The following is a 17,786-nucleotide window of genomic DNA, read 5'->3' as shown; positions in this document are numbered from 1 at the left end:
CTCTCACCTTGCTCCGCTTCCATCATGCCTGAAAACGAAAACTGGCTTCCGCTGTTCCCGCTCAACACCGTCCTTTTTCCTGACGGCATCCTGCCCCTCAAGGTTTTTGAAACGCGCTACATAGATATGGTGCGCGATTGCATGAAAAAGGACGCGCCCTTTGGCGTCGTCCTGATCAAATCGGGGCAAGAAATCGGCGTTGCAGCAGAACCGGAAACGGTAGGTTGTCTGGCTCACATCACGAACTGGGATGCGCCGCAACTAGGCGTATTGCTATTGCGTACGCAAGGCAGTGCACGCTTTCGCATACTCGAAACACGCTCACACAAGGATCAACATCTGGAGGCGCGCGTTGACATGCTGGAAAACATCAGCAGCGAGATAAAGAAAGAGCATGCAGCCTGCGCCAACACGCTGGAAATCGTAATCCACGACATCAACAGCAAAGGGCGCGCCGAACACGGAGCGGATTTTGAAAACCCATTCGCAGAAACATTGCAATTGAACGATGCTGGTTGGGTAGCGGATCGATGGAGTGAAATATTGCCTATACCGTTAAAGGCAAAGCAAAAATTACTGGAACTGGATGATCCGCAGATTCGTTTGACGATCATTGATCAGTATTTGCAACAGCATCACATCATCTGAAATCTATTCAGACAGCAGATCCGGTTCGTGTACAAGCGTTAACAATAATTTCTTGACGGGCGCAGGCAAAGGCGCAACAGCCATTCGGTGCAGCGGATACCAGTTGTGACTACTCTGCCCCGCAATTTTCAGACGACGCGCGAGACTTATCCGATACGGCGTGATGTGCAATTTGAAGTGCGTGAAGGTATGTGAAAACTCAGTCAGTTTTTCCACCGAATCGGGCACACCAAACGCTGCCGTTGCACGCATTAACGCAACATCGAAGTCTGCATTGCCCGGCTCCAGTGCCGCATCTATTTCCGGCAAGGACAACAAACCGCCCCAAATACCTTTGTCGGGACGCTGCTCCAGCAATATCTGATCATCATCGATAATCAGCAACATCACGGTAGACTTTTCCGGCACTGCCTTTTTCGGTTTGCGTATCGGCAGCTCATTGGTTCTGTTCGTCGCATAGGCAATACAGCGCTGCGCCAGCGGGCAGCGATTGCACGATGGTCGATTGCGCGTACACAAAGTCGCGCCCAGATCCATCAAACCCTGGGTGTACGCTTCAACGCCAGTTGCCGGAAGCAAGGCTACTGCGCGCAACCACATTTCATTCTCAACGGCTTTCTCACCGGGATAACGTTCAACACCGAACACGCGTGCAAACACGCGCTTGACGTTACCGTCCAGGATTGCTGCACGCGTGCCATAAGAAAATGCAGCAATCGCCGCTGCAGTAGAACGGCCTATGCCGGGTAATTCTTCGAGAATGACGGGGTCGCCAGGAAATACGCCGGCGTGCTGCGCAACTATCGCCTGCGCGCATTTATGCAGATTGCGCGCACGCGAGTAATAACCGAGTCCGCTCCAGTGCGCCATCACTTCTTCAGATGGTGCTGCCGCCAGCGATTCTACGGTGGGAAATGTTTGCAGGAAACGCTGGTAGTAAGGAATCACCGCCGCGACCTGGGTCTGCTGCAGCATGATTTCGGACAACCAGACGCGATAGGCATCGCGCGTATTTTGCCAGGGCAAGGCATGACGTCCATGTTGCTTTTGCCAGTCGATCACATCTTTTGAAAAAGATGGATCGGCTAAATTGGCTGCATGCACATCCTTTGCAGCCAGTTTTTTTGCGTTTGTTTTTTGACCTGAGGAATCTGCAACAGCCTGCTGTTCATTGACTACACGCTTCATCTAGGCCGCTGCTCTATACAAACCCAGCTGCGCCAGAATCGCGGCTTTCAATTCATTTTCCAGACGCTTCAATTCGGTTTTCTGCACATCAAGGTCGGTTTGCATTTGTTCAAACGCCTGCACTTTTTCTTCCAGGCTATCAGTTGCCAAATGAATCTTTTCTATGGATTTGCGACGACGTCTCAATTGCAGTTTATGCTCGCCTATCTGCGCTTCCAGCGGTGCCATCACTACCTTCAACCAGGCTTCCACATCGCGGTTGGCTTGCAAAAAACTTTGCTTGACGCGCGATGCGATCGAGTCGAAAAATTTTTGCATCAACACGACTTGCGGTGTAGTCAGGATAGTCGCTGCACCAAACTGCTTGTGGTACAGCTTTTCGATCATGTCGATTTCTTTCATGTATTTTTCGAGAGAAAACGGCATCGGCGCCGATAATGCCAGGCCGTGCTCCGTAGAAAATTTACGATACATGACCGACATCATCTCGCCGATTTCATCAGTTTTTTGCGCAGACTGATTCAGGTTGATCAAGGCCTGCTGGAAAAAATCCTTCACTGCCAGACGCAAACCCGCCGAGAATTTACTGCTTTCCATCGCATCACGTGTATGGCGAATATTTTCTTTCAATACGCCCATGCCAAGATGGGTGAATACTTCGTTCGACAAGCGCGCAAACACCGAACGCGTGGCCTGTAATTTGAAGAGGCTGCCATCGAATTCAGTTTTTTCCAGATCGATGCGCTTCATCATATGATCGAGAATGTTTTGATTCTTGCCACGCAAACTTTTCAGCTCAAGCAGTTGCTCGACCACATTGCGCGAACGCGACGATAGCAATGCATGCTTGGAGGACGCCAACTCTTTGACTTCGGTCATCAGCTGTTCGCGAATAATGTCTTGCTTCGCTGGCAGTAGTTCTTGCGACAAGGCACTTTCCAAAGTAGGCAAACGGCTCTTCGCCAATAACGGTGCATCCAGATTTATTTTTCCGACCAAACCTTTTTGCGCAGACACAGGGAATATTTGCCGCTCCGCGATACCCAGCGTTTGCGCCACGTTGCTGACCTGCATATTGATTTGATCTTCCACCTCGGCCGGCGAACGCAATTCATCCCACATGCTATCGATTTTGTTCAATACGACCAGGCGGCCTGCGCCCGTACCGCCTATGTGATTGCGCCAGATCTCGATATCGCTTTTGGTCACACCGGTATCAGCGGCAAGAATGAACAGCACAGCGTGTGCGTTGGGAATCAGATTCAAGGTCAGCTCAGGTTCGGTACCGATCGCGTTCAAACCCGGCGTATCGATGATGACCAAACCTTGCTGCAACAATGGATGTGGGAAATTCACGATCGCATGTCGCCATTGCGAGATTTCGACCATGCCGTTTTCATCCACGCCCATCGCCATGTCGAGGTCGGTTTCGTCATACAAGCCATACAGTGCGGCTTCTTCTACCGGCACGCGCTTGGTCAGGCTGACTTGCTTGAATGCTTCCAGCATGCCGTCGCCGGATGAGGTATCCAGTGGCAGCACGGTCCAGACTTGATTCTGCGATTTGAAATCGCTGGTCGATTGCGCTTCGGCGCGCGTTTCGATGGGCAACAGGCGTATGGATGGTGGAAAGGTTTCGTCGTACAGCAATTCGGTCGGGCACATGGTGGTGCGACCAGCCGATGTCGGCAAAATGCGTTGTCCGTAATCAGCAAAGAAGATGGCATTGATCAGCTCTGATTTTCCGCGCGAAAATTCAGCGACAAAGGCAATCGACAATTTATCTTCACTCAGGCGTGTCAGCATATTCATAAAGCGCTGATCGCTGGCCCCATCTGCCAAATCAATGGTATTCACGCAATCGCGATAGCGCAGCAGCGAATTCTTGACGTCATCGCGCCAGCTGCTGTATTGCTGAAATTTTTGCACCAGATTACTCACATGGACCTCTTTATAGTGTTGTTATGCCAAGCGCGTCTTGGAGACTGCATTCCACAAAGCGACACTAGCATCTGTCTTCACTTTTGACAATTTGGACAGTAAAAGGTCGAGCGCTGACCTTGCACGATTTGTTTGATAGTCGCATTGCAAATACGGCAAGGTTCTCCAGCCCGCGCATAGGCAAAGTAGTTTTGCTGAAAGTATCCGGATTGGCCGTTGACGCCTATAAAATCCTTCAGCGTACTGCCGCCCTGCTCGATAGCAGCAGCCAGAATTCCTCGTATAGCCTGCGCCAGGCGTTCATAGCGCTGCAAGCCGATTCGATGCGCGGGCGTCTTAGGATTGATACGCGCCTGGAACAAACTTTCCGACGCATAAATATTTCCAACGCCGACCACAATGTCTCCCGCCAGCAACACTTGCTTGATCGCTGCGCTGCGGCCGCGTGTTTGCTTATACAACCATTCGGCACTGAACAAGTCTTCCAGCGGCTCTACGCCCAAGGCGCGCAACAATAAGTGATTGTCGACTGCGCCATCTTCTGCCGCATGCCACAAGACCGCACCGAAACGACGCGGATCTGTCAGACGCAGTACCTGATTGCCAACTGACATGTCGAAGTGATCATGCTTTTGCGGCGGTATGCCCGCTTGCAATATCCGAATATGCCCGGACATGCCGAGATGAATGATCAAGGTGCCATGATCAAAATGAATCAACAGATATTTACCGCGCCTGCCGGTACTGCGCACCGTACGACCAGCCAGCGTTTGCGACAGGTCAGCCGGGAACGGCCAGCGCAAACCGCTACGCCGCAACTCAACCGCCGTAACGATTTTCCCTTCCAGATGCGGTGCGACCCCGCGGCGTGTTACTTCAACTTCAGGTAATTCAGGCATGACGACAACTACTTCCTGGTGACTCGCGCATGGCATTCATCGGTGCCTCACCGCACATTAGGCAACGGTTAAGCGTAGAATAAAAACCTGCTCGATTTGCTTGGACTTCAATTGAAAAATGCTCTCGTTATTGTAACGCTGTCCGCCCTGTTATCTGCCGGCGCCAACCTGCAAGCTCAGCCATTAGCACCCGAAAAAACGCCACAGCCTTCGCAATTGATTGCGAAAGAAGGCCAGAAATCTTCTGCTCCAAGCAACAATAATACTGCCAAGAAAGCGGTCGACGACGCGCAAGAAGATCCTTTGCCTACCCTGGATTTATCGGATGATTTGCTCTTCAAGCTGTTGCGTGCCGAACTGGCGTATCAACGCGGCGATTGGCAACTGGCCTATGTGACGATGCTGGTCGCAGCGCAGGAAACGCGCGATTCTCGCCTCGCACGTCGCGCTGCAGAAATTGCCTTGAGCGCCAAGAAAACTGGCGAAGCGCTATCTGCCGTCAGGCTGTGGCGCGAACTGGCACCGCACTCGGATGAAGCCAACCAGTTTTATCTGGGCCTGGTTGTATTGGGCGAGAACCTGACTGAAGCCAAACCTATTTTCGTGGAACGCCTGCAGGAAGTCACACCACAGGCGCGCGGTTTGCTGATCCTGCAAATTCAACGCCTGCTGGGCCGCACCAAAGACAAGAACGCCGCATTTACCTTGCAGGAAGAATTGACTGCGCCTTATCAAGGCTTGGTGGAAACCCACATTGCACTGGCGCAAGCAGCATACGCAAAAGGCGATCTGGCGCGTGCACGTACCGAGGCAGGCAAGGCACTCGCCATCAAACCCGATCTGGAAATCGCCGTCTTGATGTTGGCGCAATCCACAAGCAGTCGTGAAGAAACATTGCAGACGCTGACTGAATTCCTGAAAAACTATCCAAAAGCGCGCGACGTCCGCATCGCCTACGCAAAAATCCTGATCGACGACAAACAATATGATGAAGCGCGCAAGCAATTCGAAATCCTGCTCAAGGACCAACCCAAGGATCTGACCATCATGTATGCGATGGGAATTCTGGGCGCGCAAATGAACGATAGAGAAACCGCAGAGAAATATCTAAGCGCCTATCTGAAGGAACTGGAAGCCAATCCTGACGACGAACGCGACCCGGTACAAGCCTTGCTGATCCTTTCGCAGATTGCCGAAGATCGCAAGGATTTCCCTGCCGCGCTCAAATGGCTGGCGCAAGTCGAACCCGGCCCGGCTTACCTTGAGGCACAAGTTAGAAGCGCGCAGATCATGGCCAACACTGGCGACTTGAGCGGCGCACGCAATCTGCTTAGCCATTTGAAACCTGAAGGCCAGCGCGAACAGATTCAAATCATGGTGGCCGATGCGCAATTGCTGCGCGATGCAAATCGTCTTCCGGAAGCGATCGCCATACTAAGCAAAGGCCTGCAGCATTTTCCTGAAGATACCGGTCTGCTGTACGACTATGCGATGTTGACAGAAAAAGCCAATCGCTTCGACTTGATGGAAACCGCATTACGTAAAATCATCAAACTCGCGCCTAGCAATCAACATGCATATAACGCACTCGGCTATTCATTCGCCGAACGCAATATCCATTTACAGGAAGCGTACACGCTGATCGACAAGGCATCGAAGCTGGCCCCGGAAGATCCATTCATCATGGATAGCATGGGCTGGATCTATTTCCGACTGGGCAAATTGCAGGAAGCGGAAGACTTTCTCCGTCGCGCCTATGCAATTCGTCCCGATGTGGAAATTGGCGTGCATCTTGGTGAAGTATTGTGGGTCAAAGGTGAGAAGGAAGCAGCACAGCAACTACTGCGCGATGCAAACAAAAAAGATCCGCAGAACGATATACTGAAAAGCACTGTGGCACGCCTCCGCATCAAGCTTTAATCTTAGGCTTAGCCGCACATAAATTCGGGATTTGCATACAGCCGTCCTCAAATCCCGAATTCATTCCTCGCATGACCATCTCCGCAAGCACTCGTTTACAATCGATTGCTCGATGCATCAACAAAATACCAAAACGCTCATGCGAAAAATTGTCAGTTCAATTGCATTCTGCTCCCTGTTGCTGAGCGCTTGCGCCACGATTACGCCACCCGACAACATCGAGCAGAACGCAAGCCAGCGTACTTATATAGATGTGCTGGAACTGGATGGACGCATGTCTGTGCAATATCAAAAAAATGAACAGGATGAAGCGATACACGTCAGCTTTACCTGGAGGCAAAGCAAAGACCGCAGCACCATCACCATCCTGTCGCCGCTGGGGCAAATCCTCGCCACCATAGACGTCAAACCGGGCATTGCCACATTGACGCAATCGGGTCAGGCGCAACGTAGCGCCATGGATGTCGATACGCTGGCAGAACAGGCACTCGGCTGGCCTTTGCCAGTTTCCGGCTTGCGTAATTGGTTGCAAGGATTTGCGACCGATGCAAACAACAAAACTTTTATTGCCACATCCTCGAATACGAATGTCCTGACGCGCGACGGCTGGAACATTCAATACATGAGCTGGGGAGACGATAATCAGACACCACCACAAAGTCGCCCGAAACGTATAGATCTGACGCGCCAAACCGAACAAGCCGGCAAAGTCATGATCCGCATCGTGCTCGATAAATGGCAGTCACAATAAAGCGCGCTTTTTTTCTATAGATACAGAAGCGCTCAATACGCACAAGAATATGGATCGCACACTCAAGAACTGTCCGGCACCGGCCAAGCTGAATCTTTTTTTGCACGTCACAGGACGACGGGCGGATGGCTATCATCTGCTGCAAAGCGTATTTCAGCTGATCGACAAAGGCGATGTGCTGCACTTCACAGTGCGTGACGACGATGTTATTCATCGCAGCACCGAACTGACAGGTGTGCCGGCCGAAAGTGACCTGATCGTGCGCGCCGCACGCTTATTGCAAGCAGAAGCAAAAAAACAAGGCAAGGTCGCAGGCGCGGAGATCTCCATTGAAAAAAATCTGCCCATGGGCGGTGGCTTGGGCGGCGGCTCCTCTGATGCAGCAAGCACGCTGCTAGCACTCAACCATCTGTGGCAAACCGGCCTGACGCGCTCCGAATTAATGGCGCTCGGTCTGCAATTGGGTGCGGATGTACCGTTTTTTCTATTCGGGCAGAATGCATTTGCCGAGGGCATAGGCGAGGCTTTAGTAGCCGTAAAAACGCCGGAATCCTGGTTCCTCGTGATCGAGCCGGGAGTATCGGTTCCTACGCAGCAGATATTTTCTTCAACAGAATTGACAAGGGATACGAAACCCGTCAAAATATCGGACTTTTCCGGAGCTCAAGAAAGCTTCGGCAAAAACGACCTGCAAGTCGTGGCTGCAAACTTGTTTCCGCCGATAGCCGACGCCATAAAATGGCTGCAGCAATATGGCGATGCAAGAATGACAGGTTCCGGCGCTTGTGTGTTTTGTCCCTTCAAGGAAGAACAACAAGTCGATGCAGTACTGGCAACAGTACCGCTGCAATGGAAAGCCTGGAAAGCCAAAGCGATCACGCATCATCCGCTCGCTTATTTGCTGAAGTCGTAAAGTCAGAATTCGTAGTTCGCAGTATCCGCCGCTAAGCTAGCGAAGATAATGCGAAAGACACAAAGGTTGCGTAGGGGAATCGCCAAGTTGGTTAAGGCACTGGATTTTGATTCCAGCATTCGAAGGTTCGAATCCTTCTTCCCCTGCCATTCATATCTATAGCAAGAAAAAACAATAGCCGCCAACGCAAGACGTCACCGTCAGGCTTTGGCGGCTTTCCAGCTTTTTACTGTCACTCAACTTTGTAGCGGGAATTTCCATGGCACTCGAAAACCTGATGGTTTTTACCGGCAACGCAAATCCGGATCTGGCTTTGGGAGTTGCCAAGCATCTTGGCCTTCCGCTTGGTAAAGCTGTAGTTTCCAAATTCTCCGACGGCGAGATCGTTGTTGAGATTAACGAAAACGTCCGCGGTAAAGACGTATTCGTATTGCAATCGACTTGTGCACCGACCAATGACAATCTGATGGAAATCATGTTGATGGTCGATGCACTGAAACGCGCATCGGCTGGCCGTATCACCGCTGCGATTCCTTACTACGGTTATGCACGTCAAGATCGCCGCCCACGTTCAGCACGTGTTGCGATTTCAGCAAAAGTCGTCGCCAACATGTTGCAAGAATCCGGCGTCGAACGCGTCTTGATCATGGATCTGCATGCAGATCAAATTCAAGGTTTCTTCGATATTCCGGTCGATAATATTTACGCATCGCCGATTTTGTTGAGCGATCTGGTAGCAAAGAATTACGACGACCTGCTGGTCGTTTCGCCTGACGTAGGCGGCGTGGTCCGCGCCCGTGCATTGGCAAAACGCCTGAATTGCGATCTCGCCATCATCGACAAACGTCGCCCTAAAGCGAACGTGTCGGAAGTCATGAACATCATCGGTGAAGTCGAAGGCCGTAACTGCGTGATCATGGATGACATGGTCGATACCGCCGGCACGCTGACAAAAGCAGCCGAAGTATTGAAAGAACGTGGCGCGAAGAAAGTCATCGCCTACTGTACGCATCCAGTCTTGTCGGGTCCTGCAATCGAGCGCATCACTAATTCGCCATTGGACGAGTTGGTCGTCACCGATACGATTCCACTGAACGATGCTGCACGTGCATGTCCTAAGATCCGTGTACTGACTTGCGCGCCTTTGCTCGCAGAAACATTCAAGCGCATCAGCACTGGCGATTCCGTGATGTCCTTGTTCGCGGACGCATAATAAGAACGTTGAACCCTGTACTTTCGGGTACAGGCAAGGATGTCGGCGAAGCTTTACTCTCCGCTATCCGAAATCCGGTGTAGTTGATTTATTTGCTACGCCACTTTTCAAATCCCCTGGTCGCGGGGGATTTAACCGCAGGATGTTTTTCATTCTGCCTATTTGGAGTTCATCATGAAAGTAGTCGCATTTGCACGTAATGATCTGGGGACCGGAGCGAGCCGCCGCCAGCGCATTGCAGGCCTCACACCTGGCATCGTTTATGGTGGCACAGCTGCACCGGTCAACATTTCTCTCGACCACAACGCGCTGTACCATGCATTGAAAAAAGAAGCGTTCCACTCGTCTATCCTTGACCTCGAAGTCGATGGTAAAACTGAAAAAGTATTGTTGCGCGACTTCCAAGTCCACGCATACAAACAACTCGTTTTGCACGCTGATTTCCAACGCGTTGATGCCAAGCAAAAAATTCACGTTAAAGTGCCACTGCACTTCGTGAACGCTGAAATTTCGCCAGCAGTCAAATTGTCCAGCGCGGTCATCAGCCACGTTGCAGTTGAATTGGACATCACTTGCTTGCCAGCTGATTTGCCAGAATTCGTCGAAGTTGATCTGGCAAAACTGGAAGCGGGTCACTCGATCCACTTGGCTGACATCAAATTGCCAAAAGGCGTTTCCGCAGTTATCCACGGTGGTGAAGACAACCCAACGATCGCTACTGCTGCAATCCCTGCAGGTAAAGTTGAAGAAGCTGCAGCGCCTGCTGCTGCAGCACCTGCCGCGGCACCTGCAGCACCTGCTGACAAGAAGTAATCGCATGATTGCCGGCTTGCCCGGCAATTGAAGAACCCGCCTTCGTGGCGGGTTTTTTTATGATGCAGGCGAACACAAGCCGACTTCATCCCCGATAATCAGGTTTTCCAATTTTCATAACGCCATGCCTATTCGCCTTATCGTCGGTCTCGGCAATCCCGGTCAGGAATACGAGCAAACCCGTCACAATGCCGGCTTCTGGCTAGTCGATGAATTGGCGCGCAATACGCCGCGCTGCCATCTGTCGCGTGAATCCAAGTACCATGCACTCGTCGCAAAAACAGCTATCGCCGGACAGGAAGTCTGGTTGCTGGAACCGCAAACCTTCATGAATCGCTCCGGCCAATCGGTAGGTGCACTGGCACGTTTCTATAAAATCCTGCCGGACGAAATTCTGGTCGCGCATGACGAACTCGATATTCCACCAGGCGTCGCCAAGTTGAAAAAAGGCGGTTCATCCGGCGGACATAATGGTTTGAAAGACATTACCGCAGCACTCGGCACGCAGGATTATTGGCGTCTGCGTATAGGCATAGGCCATCCGCGCACAATGAATTTGCAGCAAGCTGTTGTCGATTTTGTTTTGCATAGACCACGCAAGGAAGAACAACCGCTGATCGATGAAGCGATTGCCAAAAGCCTGTCCATCATTCCACTGCTGTGCGAAGGCAACTTCAATGCAGCAGCGATGAAATTGCACACGGTCGAAAAATAAGCAGCAGCCGGCAATTGTTAGCAAGATGAATAGCAATATTCATCTCAAAACTCCACTCAATTAGCCCCGGTTGCAAGTAGTCGCCCGCCAAACGCGGCAGACCCCGCTCGCTACGGTAAAATAGCGGGTTAATTCATCTCTCAGCAAAGCACAACATCATGAGTCTCAAATGCGGCATCGTCGGCCTGCCTAACGTCGGCAAATCCACCCTCTTCAATGCACTCACGAAAGCCGGCATCCCTGCTGAGAACTATCCGTTCTGCACGATCGAGCCTAACGTCGGCATGGTCGAAGTGCCGGATCCACGTTTGCAAGCATTGGCTGAAATCGTCAAGCCTGAACGCATCCTGCCAGCGACTGTCGAGTTCGTCGATATCGCAGGCCTCGTTGCAGGCGCATCCAAAGGCGAAGGCCTGGGCAATCAGTTCCTCGCGCACATCCGCGAAACCGATGCCATCGTCAACGTTGTGCGCTGCTTTGAAGACGACAACGTGATCCACGTCGCCGGCAAGATCAATCCGCTGGACGATATCGAAGTGATCCAGACCGAACTTGCACTGGCCGACATGGGCACGGTTGAAAAAGCGATACATCGCGAAAACAAAAAAGCACGCTCAGGCGACAAGGACGCATCCAAACTGGTCGCGCTGCTCGAACGCATCATGCCGCATCTGGACGAAGCAAAACCGGTACGTGCGATGGGTCTGGACAAGGAAGAAATGGAATTGATCAAGCCGCTGTGCCTGATCACTGCCAAACCTGCGATGTACGTCGGCAACGTGTCTGACTCCGGCTTCACCAACAATCCTTTGCTGGATCAATTGACTGCCTACGCCAAATCACAAAACGCACCTGTCGTTGCTATCTGCGCTGCCATCGAATCCGAAATCGCCGAACTGGATGACGCAGATAAAAAAGAATTTCTGGCCGACATGGGCATGGAAGAACCGGGGCTCGATCGTTTGATTCGTGCCGGTTTCAAATTGCTCGGTCTGCAAAGCTATTTCACCGCTGGCGTAAAAGAAGTACGCGCGTGGACCATCCATGTCGGCGATACCGGCCCACAAGCTGCAGGCGTGATCCACACCGATTTCGAACGCGGCTTCATCCGTGCGCAAACCATTGCGTATGAAGATTACATCACCTACAAAGGCGAGAACGGTGCAAAAGAAGCCGGCAAGATGCGCGCAGAAGGCAAGGAATATGTCGTCAAGGATGGCGACGTATTGAACTTCCTGTTTAATGTTTGAAAACCCGGTATAAACAGCAGTTCAAAACCCGAGATGAACAAGGGTATAAGTCCGGTATAAAACGACCGATTTGATCCTGCATTGCCGCTGCTTTCAATGTTTTGAAACCAGCGGCAATTTTCTAGATAACTCCAAGCGCCCATGGCTATCCTGACCGAACTCAATCTGTATCCAATCAAATCCTGCGCAGGCATTTCCTTGCGCGAGGCCACGCTGACGCCAGCCGGTTTGATGAGCCAGCATATCTATGACCGCGAATGGATGATAGTCGATGAAAATGGACAGGCACTGACACAACGCGAATTTCCAAAGATGGCTTTGATCGAAGCACGCATCAAGGCCGACACACTGGAATTGCGTTCGCCCGGCATGCTGCGCTTTGAAATCCCATTGGATCTACCCGATCCGACAGATGAAAAAATCATACGCGTACAAGTTTGGGACGATGAAGTCGATGCCTACGATTGCGACGATACAACTGCGCTGTGGTTCTCGAATGCATTGGGCACGCCTTGCAGATTGGTACGCTTTCATCCGAACGCACAAAGAATCGCGAGCAAGGAATGGACGAAAGAACTCGATGCTCCCACGCTGTTCTCGGATGGCTTCCCTATGCTGGTGATAGGCACTGGTTCGCTGGAAGATTTGAATGAAAAACTGGTGGCGCAAGGACGCAGTACTTTGCCTATGAACCGCTTCCGTCCGAATCTGGTATTCAGCGACATTCCAGCATTTGAAGAAGATTTTGCGACGCTCTACACAATCGGTGATGCTCAGCTAAAGCCGGTAAAACCATCGCCACGCTGCCCTATCCCTTCCATCGATCAAGCCACTGGTGAGTTCGGTCCCGATCCATTGGATATTCTGCAAACGTATCGCACCAACGACAAGTTGGATAGCCGCATCACGTTTGGCATGAACACCATACTACTGAGTGGCGAAGGGCAAGTAATACGCGTGGGGCAAACGGTTGAAGTGGAATTGGATTTCTGAGTTGACTGATACCTGCATTTATCGCACAACAAATCATCTTCAGCTTTTCGCACTTGAATTGAGATTAAAGCGATCTTAACTTCGCACAAAAATTGCTATACAGCAAGCATCAGCGTAGTATGCAGCACTTACCCATCGCGACGCCCGCGGCCATTGCAGTTTTGATCTGACGTCCATGACGAACACGCTGACTACTGAAAATTCGCAGTTACGCAATCAGTTGAAACTGCTGCTGGAACAGGCGCATCGCAATCAGCAAATCATGCAGCGCTACCAGGAATTCGACCTGAAATTCATCAGCTCGAACACCTTCCAGGAATTGATCGACAGCGTTTTCGATACGCTCACCGAAGCATCGGAACTGGATGTCGTCACGCTGTCGCTAATCGATCCGGATGCAGAAATTCGCCGCATCCTGACCGATCTGCGGATTGATGTTAGCGATTATCCGAATCTGATTTTCATTGAACAAGGCGTTGATGAAATCACCCATCCGGCACGCAAGCCATCTATCGGCCCGTACAGCACGATGCAGCACCGTCGTCTTTTTCCCGATACGGTATTAAAACCAAACAGCGTCGCCATACTGCCGCTGATACGCCGCAATGCGCTGATAGGCTGGCTCAGTCTGGGCAGTCTCGACCAAGAACGTTTTACCTCCGGCATGGCGAGTGATTTTTTACAGCACCGCGCATCCATAGTCGCAATTTGCGTAGAAAACGTCATCAACAACGAGCGTCTGCAACATATCGGCCTGACCGATCCGCTGACCGGCGTCAATAATCGCCGCTATGTAGAGCGGCGATTGCTGGAAGAAGTCGGCCGCACGCAGCGTCATGGTTACTCGCTGTCGGCCATGTATATCGATCTGGATTTTTTCAAGAAGGTGAATGACAACTACGGCCATCAAGGCGGCGACGAAGTACTGCGCGAAGTTGCAGCACGCATCAAGGCCGAGTTACGCTTGAGCGATGCGCTGGGCCGTTTCGGTGGTGAGGAATTTGTCGTCTTGCTGATCGATGCGTCGCTGGATGCCGCCGTGGTAGTCGCCGAGCGCATACGCGCAAGCGTATGCAACATACCGATTGCACTGACGACAGGCGAGAATTTGCGCGTGACCGTTTCTATCGGTGTCTCCAACCTCAAGGCCATAGGCCGCAAGGAAGAAACCGCAGCAGCAGCGCAACAATTTTTGGCAAAAGCAGATCAGGCTTTGTACCTAGCCAAGCAAGGTGGCAGAAACAAAGTTGTGAGCGCGGAGTAGTTCCTGGTGCAGATTCAAATTAAAATGAATACGCAATAAAAAAGGACCAATCACTGGTCCTTTTTTATTGCTACTGCTGAATTTATGACACGGCTTTGAGTTCAGTCTGCAGTCGCTCGTATTTGGCTTGCAGTTCTTCCTTGCTTTCACGCCAGGCAGGATTAAAGGGTATGCATTCGACAGGACAAACTTGCTGACATTGCGGTTCATCGAAATGACCAACGCACTCGGTACATTTGGTCGGATCTATCTCGTAGATTTCCTGTCCCATGTAAATCGCATCGTTCGGGCACTCCGGCTCGCATACGTCGCAATTGATACATTCGTCCGTGATCAGCAGAGCCATGATGTATCTCTCTGAACAAACAAATAAGCGGCATCAGAACGAATACAGCAAGCGCTTGCAGGCGCTTGCTGCGCTGACCGGCACAAGGCCATGCCTTGTGAAATCCCGTGCAACGTGTCCGTGATCAGCAATGCCATGACAGCTCCGGTTCCAGCTTATCCCTGCCCTTGTGCAGAGATTTTTTCTTTCAGCCATTTATCGACTGAAGGAAAAACAAACTTCGATACATCGCCGCCCAGCGCAGCAATTTCACGAACTATCGTACCAGAGATGAATTGATACTGATCGGAAGGGGTCAGGAACAGCGTTTCGACGTCAGGCAACAAATAGCGATTCATGCCGGCCATCTGGAATTCATATTCGAAATCGGAGACCGCACGCAAGCCGCGCACGATCACACGTGCATCGTGACGACGCACGAAATCTTTCAACAAACCGGAAAAACTTTCGACATGCACATTGGGGTAATGACCCAGCACTTCGTTGGAAATGGTCAGGCGTTCTTCCAGCGAAAAGAATGGTTTTTTGTTCTTGCTGTCGGCAACGCCGACGATCAACTTGTCGAACAAACCTGATGCGCGACGTACCAGGTCTTCGTGCCCACGTGTCAGTGGATCGAATGTTCCTGGATAAATGGCTGTGACCATGATGGCTCCCGTATGGTGGCTAAGTGTCAGCTGGCGGAAAAAGCACGCGGCGCATGCGCCGGTTGAAGGGGCAATGTGAGCGTTTTGCTTTTTGTTCCGGCATAGCGCAGCACGACACTATGGGCACCGCAAATAACTGAAAGCGCATTATGCCTGAAGTTCAGGCAGTTTTTTCGCTTGCAAAAGATGGTAAAAAACCAAGCCGGCATTATCGGCACGCACGACTTCCCAGCCTTGCAACCAATCCGGTGGCGTCGCTACATCCAGAGAAGTTTCGGATTCGACATAAATCAAGCCGTCGTTCGCCAGCAAAGGCGCACAGGCAGGCAATATTTTGGCGAGCCAGTCTTGCAGATAAGGCGGATCAAGAAAAATCAGTTTGAACTGCCCGCTCGCGCCACGCGCTTGCAAACCTTGCACGGCAGACAAAGCGTCGCCGCGCACGATACTGACTTGCTCTGCGCGCAGTTTTCCCCTGGTGGCTTCGAGTTGTCGTACTGCCGGCGTATGCATTTCCACCATCACTACTTGTTCGGCACCACGGCTGGCCGCCTCAAAACCCAGCACACCGGTACCGGCAAACAGATCCAGACATTTAAGCGTGCTCCAATTGCCGTCGATCAAATGGTTGATCCAGTTGAATACGGTTTCACGCACGCGATCCGGTGTAGGCCGCAAACCTTCGGCATCGATGACCGTCAACGGTGTGCGCTTCCATTGCCCGCCTATGATACGCACCTGATGCGTCATGACGGGACGCGGCGGGCGTTTGGCGGCAGGCTTGGGAGGTTTGTTACGTATCTTTTTGGACATGAGTGACGATGCAAGGGAGCTGTGAGATTGAAACCACGCGCTGGAAAGTGTGCGCAGCATGGATTGTAATGGCTACAACCCATGCAAGCCAGCGTGGCGACTATCTATCTGCCCATACTTACTTATCAGTTGCGGTATCTGCGCCCACCACGACCGTTGATAATTTATCCATTTGCAGCTTGCGATTGAAGGCATCCTTGACCTGAGCCGCCGTTACCGCAGCGACCTTTGCAGTCCATGTATCCAGATAATCCAGCGGCAACTGGTAAAAACCGATCGCGGCAATATTCTCCAGTATCTTTTTATTACTATCGATGCGCAGGGAAAAACCACCGATCAGATTATCCTTGGCTGCTTTCAATTCTACTGGCGTCGGGCCATCGCGCAAAAACTCAGCAACGGTATCGCGCGTCACTTTCAATGCTTCGTTGGCCTGCTCTTTCTTGGTTTGCAAACCAATCTGGAAAGGCCCGGCCTGCGCCATCGGATTGAAGTAGCTGCTGACGCCATACGTCAGGCCGCGCTTTTCACGTACCTGTTGCATCAAGCGTGAAGCAAAACCACCACCGCCCAATACATAGTTCCCCACGGTTAAAGCAAAATGATCCGGATCATGGCGCGCCATCGCCGGCATGCCGATCAGAATATGTGCTTGCGTGGCTTGATGGGGAATGCGCTCCTCCCTACCTTTGGCGACCGGCACTGCAGGCAGAGCCGGTAAAGCCGCGCCTTGCGGCAAGCGTCGGGTTAGTTCCTGCGCAATTTTGTCAGCCTGCTCGCGAGTGACATCACCGATCAGCGCGACCACTGCACGATTGGCTACGTAATGCGTCGCATGAAAAGCCAGCAAATCGTCGCGCGTAATCGCAGTTACCGATTCCACTGTCAGTTGCTGCCCATACGGATGGTCGCCATACAGCAGACGCGAAAAAGCCTTGTCGGCAATCGCTTCCGGCTGCGTCAAACCTTCCTTGATGGAGGCAATCGTGCGTGCTTTATCGCGGGACAAAAAATCTTGCGGAAAGCTGGGTTCAGCCAGCAAACGTCCTACCAACGGCACGGCAATCTCCCGCTCGGATACCAGCGTGCGCAAGGTCACACCGGAGCGATCATCGTCGAGTCGGGCGCCACGCAGCGCGGCAGTATCCGCAAACGCATCGGAGATTTGCGCCTCTGTCAGTGCCGGCTCATTCGACGCTGGTACCGCGCGTATGCCGCGTGCCAGCATCGCGCTGGTCAATGCAGCCACGCCAGACTTACCGGCAGGATCACGCCTAGAACCCGCATCGAAATCGACGCTGAGATCGAGAATCGGAATTGTGTGATTTTCGACAAACAGTACGCGCGCACCATTCGGCAAGTTCCAGGATTGAATCTGTAATGCAGCGTGAGAAATACTGCATGCGGCACACAAGACTAGGCCGACTATCGTTTTGAACATGGGGACTCCAGAAATACTTTATTGGTTTTGA

17 protein-coding genes and 1 tRNA gene are annotated in these 17,786 nt (G+C 51.8%); 11 read left to right on the top strand and 7 right to left on the bottom strand.

All coding sequences use genetic code 11. The annotated features are described in order from the left end of the window. Positions 1-24: 24 nt before the first annotated feature. Positions 25-648, top strand: coding sequence for an LON peptidase substrate-binding domain-containing protein (locus Hfont_RS03425; protein ID WP_112990808.1), 624 nt, complete (start codon positions 25-27; stop codon positions 646-648). Between the two features lie 3 nt (positions 649-651). On the opposite strand, the gene mutY is transcribed toward Hfont_RS03425, so the two are convergent. From mutY to mutM, 3 genes are all read right to left on the bottom strand, one after another. Next, positions 652-1,836 carry an A/G-specific adenine glycosylase gene (gene mutY / locus Hfont_RS03420; RefSeq protein WP_112990807.1) on the bottom strand — a complete coding sequence of 395 codons (1,185 nt, stop codon included), beginning with the start codon at positions 1,834-1,836 and terminating at the stop codon, positions 652-654. After that, entirely contained in the window at positions 1,837-3,777 is a 1,941-nt protein-coding gene (locus tag Hfont_RS03415; RefSeq protein ID WP_181666409.1) for a dynamin family protein, read from the bottom strand. It lies immediately after the preceding gene. A gap of 77 nt (positions 3,778-3,854) precedes the next feature. Next, positions 3,855-4,676: a bifunctional DNA-formamidopyrimidine glycosylase/DNA-(apurinic or apyrimidinic site) lyase gene (gene mutM, locus Hfont_RS03410; RefSeq protein WP_112990806.1), complete on the bottom strand. Its 822-nt coding sequence runs from the start codon at positions 4,674-4,676 to the stop codon at positions 3,855-3,857. Between the two features lie 111 nt (positions 4,677-4,787). Here mutM and Hfont_RS03405 point away from each other — a divergent pair, with 111 nt between their 5' ends. The 10 genes from Hfont_RS03405 to Hfont_RS03360 all read left to right on the top strand — a co-directional run bounded on the left by Hfont_RS03405 (position 4,788) and on the right by Hfont_RS03360 (position 14,508). After that, positions 4,788-6,596: a tetratricopeptide repeat protein gene (locus tag Hfont_RS03405; protein ID WP_112991680.1), complete on the top strand. Its 1,809-nt coding sequence runs from the start codon at positions 4,788-4,790 to the stop codon at positions 6,594-6,596. 139 nt (positions 6,597-6,735) lie between these two features. After that, positions 6,736-7,347 (top strand): lipoprotein insertase outer membrane protein LolB, encoded by a 612-nt coding sequence (gene lolB, locus Hfont_RS03400; RefSeq protein ID WP_241522994.1) that lies wholly within the window; start codon positions 6,736-6,738, stop codon positions 7,345-7,347. A 49-nt stretch (positions 7,348-7,396) separates the two neighbouring features. Continuing rightward, positions 7,397-8,260, top strand: a complete 864-nt coding sequence (gene ispE, locus Hfont_RS03395) for a 4-(cytidine 5'-diphospho)-2-C-methyl-D-erythritol kinase (RefSeq protein WP_112990804.1) — start codon at positions 7,397-7,399, stop codon at positions 8,258-8,260. A 72-nt stretch (positions 8,261-8,332) separates the two neighbouring features. Next, positions 8,333-8,409: transfer RNA gene (locus Hfont_RS03390), tRNA-Gln, on the top strand. Positions 8,410-8,519: 110 nt separating this feature from the next. Then, complete coding sequence (locus tag Hfont_RS03385) at positions 8,520-9,473, top strand: ribose-phosphate pyrophosphokinase (RefSeq protein ID WP_112990803.1); 954 nt, start codon at positions 8,520-8,522, stop codon at positions 9,471-9,473. A gap of 174 nt (positions 9,474-9,647) precedes the next feature. Beyond that, positions 9,648-10,286 carry a 50S ribosomal protein L25/general stress protein Ctc gene (locus Hfont_RS03380; protein ID WP_112990802.1) on the top strand — a complete coding sequence of 213 codons (639 nt, stop codon included), beginning with the start codon at positions 9,648-9,650 and terminating at the stop codon, positions 10,284-10,286. 124 nt (positions 10,287-10,410) lie between these two features. After that, positions 10,411-11,001 (top strand): aminoacyl-tRNA hydrolase, encoded by a 591-nt coding sequence (gene pth, locus Hfont_RS03375; RefSeq protein WP_112990801.1) that lies wholly within the window; start codon positions 10,411-10,413, stop codon positions 10,999-11,001. 158 nt (positions 11,002-11,159) lie between these two features. After that, positions 11,160-12,251: a redox-regulated ATPase YchF gene (ychF, locus tag Hfont_RS03370; RefSeq protein ID WP_112990800.1), complete on the top strand. Its 1,092-nt coding sequence runs from the start codon at positions 11,160-11,162 to the stop codon at positions 12,249-12,251. 141 nt (positions 12,252-12,392) lie between these two features. Continuing rightward, entirely contained in the window at positions 12,393-13,244 is an 852-nt protein-coding gene (locus Hfont_RS03365) for an MOSC domain-containing protein (RefSeq protein WP_112990799.1), read from the top strand. A 175-nt stretch (positions 13,245-13,419) separates the two neighbouring features. Continuing rightward, positions 13,420-14,508 carry a DUF484 family protein gene (locus Hfont_RS03360; protein WP_112990798.1) on the top strand — a complete coding sequence of 363 codons (1,089 nt, stop codon included), beginning with the start codon at positions 13,420-13,422 and terminating at the stop codon, positions 14,506-14,508. Positions 14,509-14,590: 82 nt separating this feature from the next. On the opposite strand, the gene Hfont_RS03355 is transcribed toward Hfont_RS03360, so the two are convergent. From Hfont_RS03355 to Hfont_RS03340, 4 genes are all read right to left on the bottom strand, one after another. Continuing rightward, positions 14,591-14,854 (bottom strand): YfhL family 4Fe-4S dicluster ferredoxin, encoded by a 264-nt coding sequence (locus Hfont_RS03355; RefSeq protein WP_112990797.1) that lies wholly within the window; start codon positions 14,852-14,854, stop codon positions 14,591-14,593. A gap of 155 nt (positions 14,855-15,009) precedes the next feature. After that, positions 15,010-15,501, bottom strand: coding sequence for a pantetheine-phosphate adenylyltransferase (gene coaD, locus Hfont_RS03350; RefSeq protein WP_112990796.1), 492 nt, complete (start codon positions 15,499-15,501; stop codon positions 15,010-15,012). Between the two features lie 147 nt (positions 15,502-15,648). Then, positions 15,649-16,314, bottom strand: a complete 666-nt coding sequence (gene rsmD, locus Hfont_RS03345; RefSeq protein WP_112990795.1) for a 16S rRNA (guanine(966)-N(2))-methyltransferase RsmD — start codon at positions 16,312-16,314, stop codon at positions 15,649-15,651. A gap of 118 nt (positions 16,315-16,432) precedes the next feature. After that, a complete protein-coding gene (locus Hfont_RS03340) occupies positions 16,433-17,755 on the bottom strand; it encodes a M16 family metallopeptidase (protein ID WP_112990794.1) in 1,323 nt (440 codons plus the stop codon). Positions 17,756-17,786 lie beyond the last annotated feature (31 nt).

The organism is Herminiimonas fonticola (assembly GCF_003293745.1).
Classification (GTDB): Bacteria; Pseudomonadota; Gammaproteobacteria; order Burkholderiales; family Burkholderiaceae_D; genus Oxalicibacterium; species Oxalicibacterium fonticola.
The sequence above is the reverse complement of the archived record's forward strand: the minus strand, read 5'-3'. Positions and strand labels throughout refer to the sequence as shown.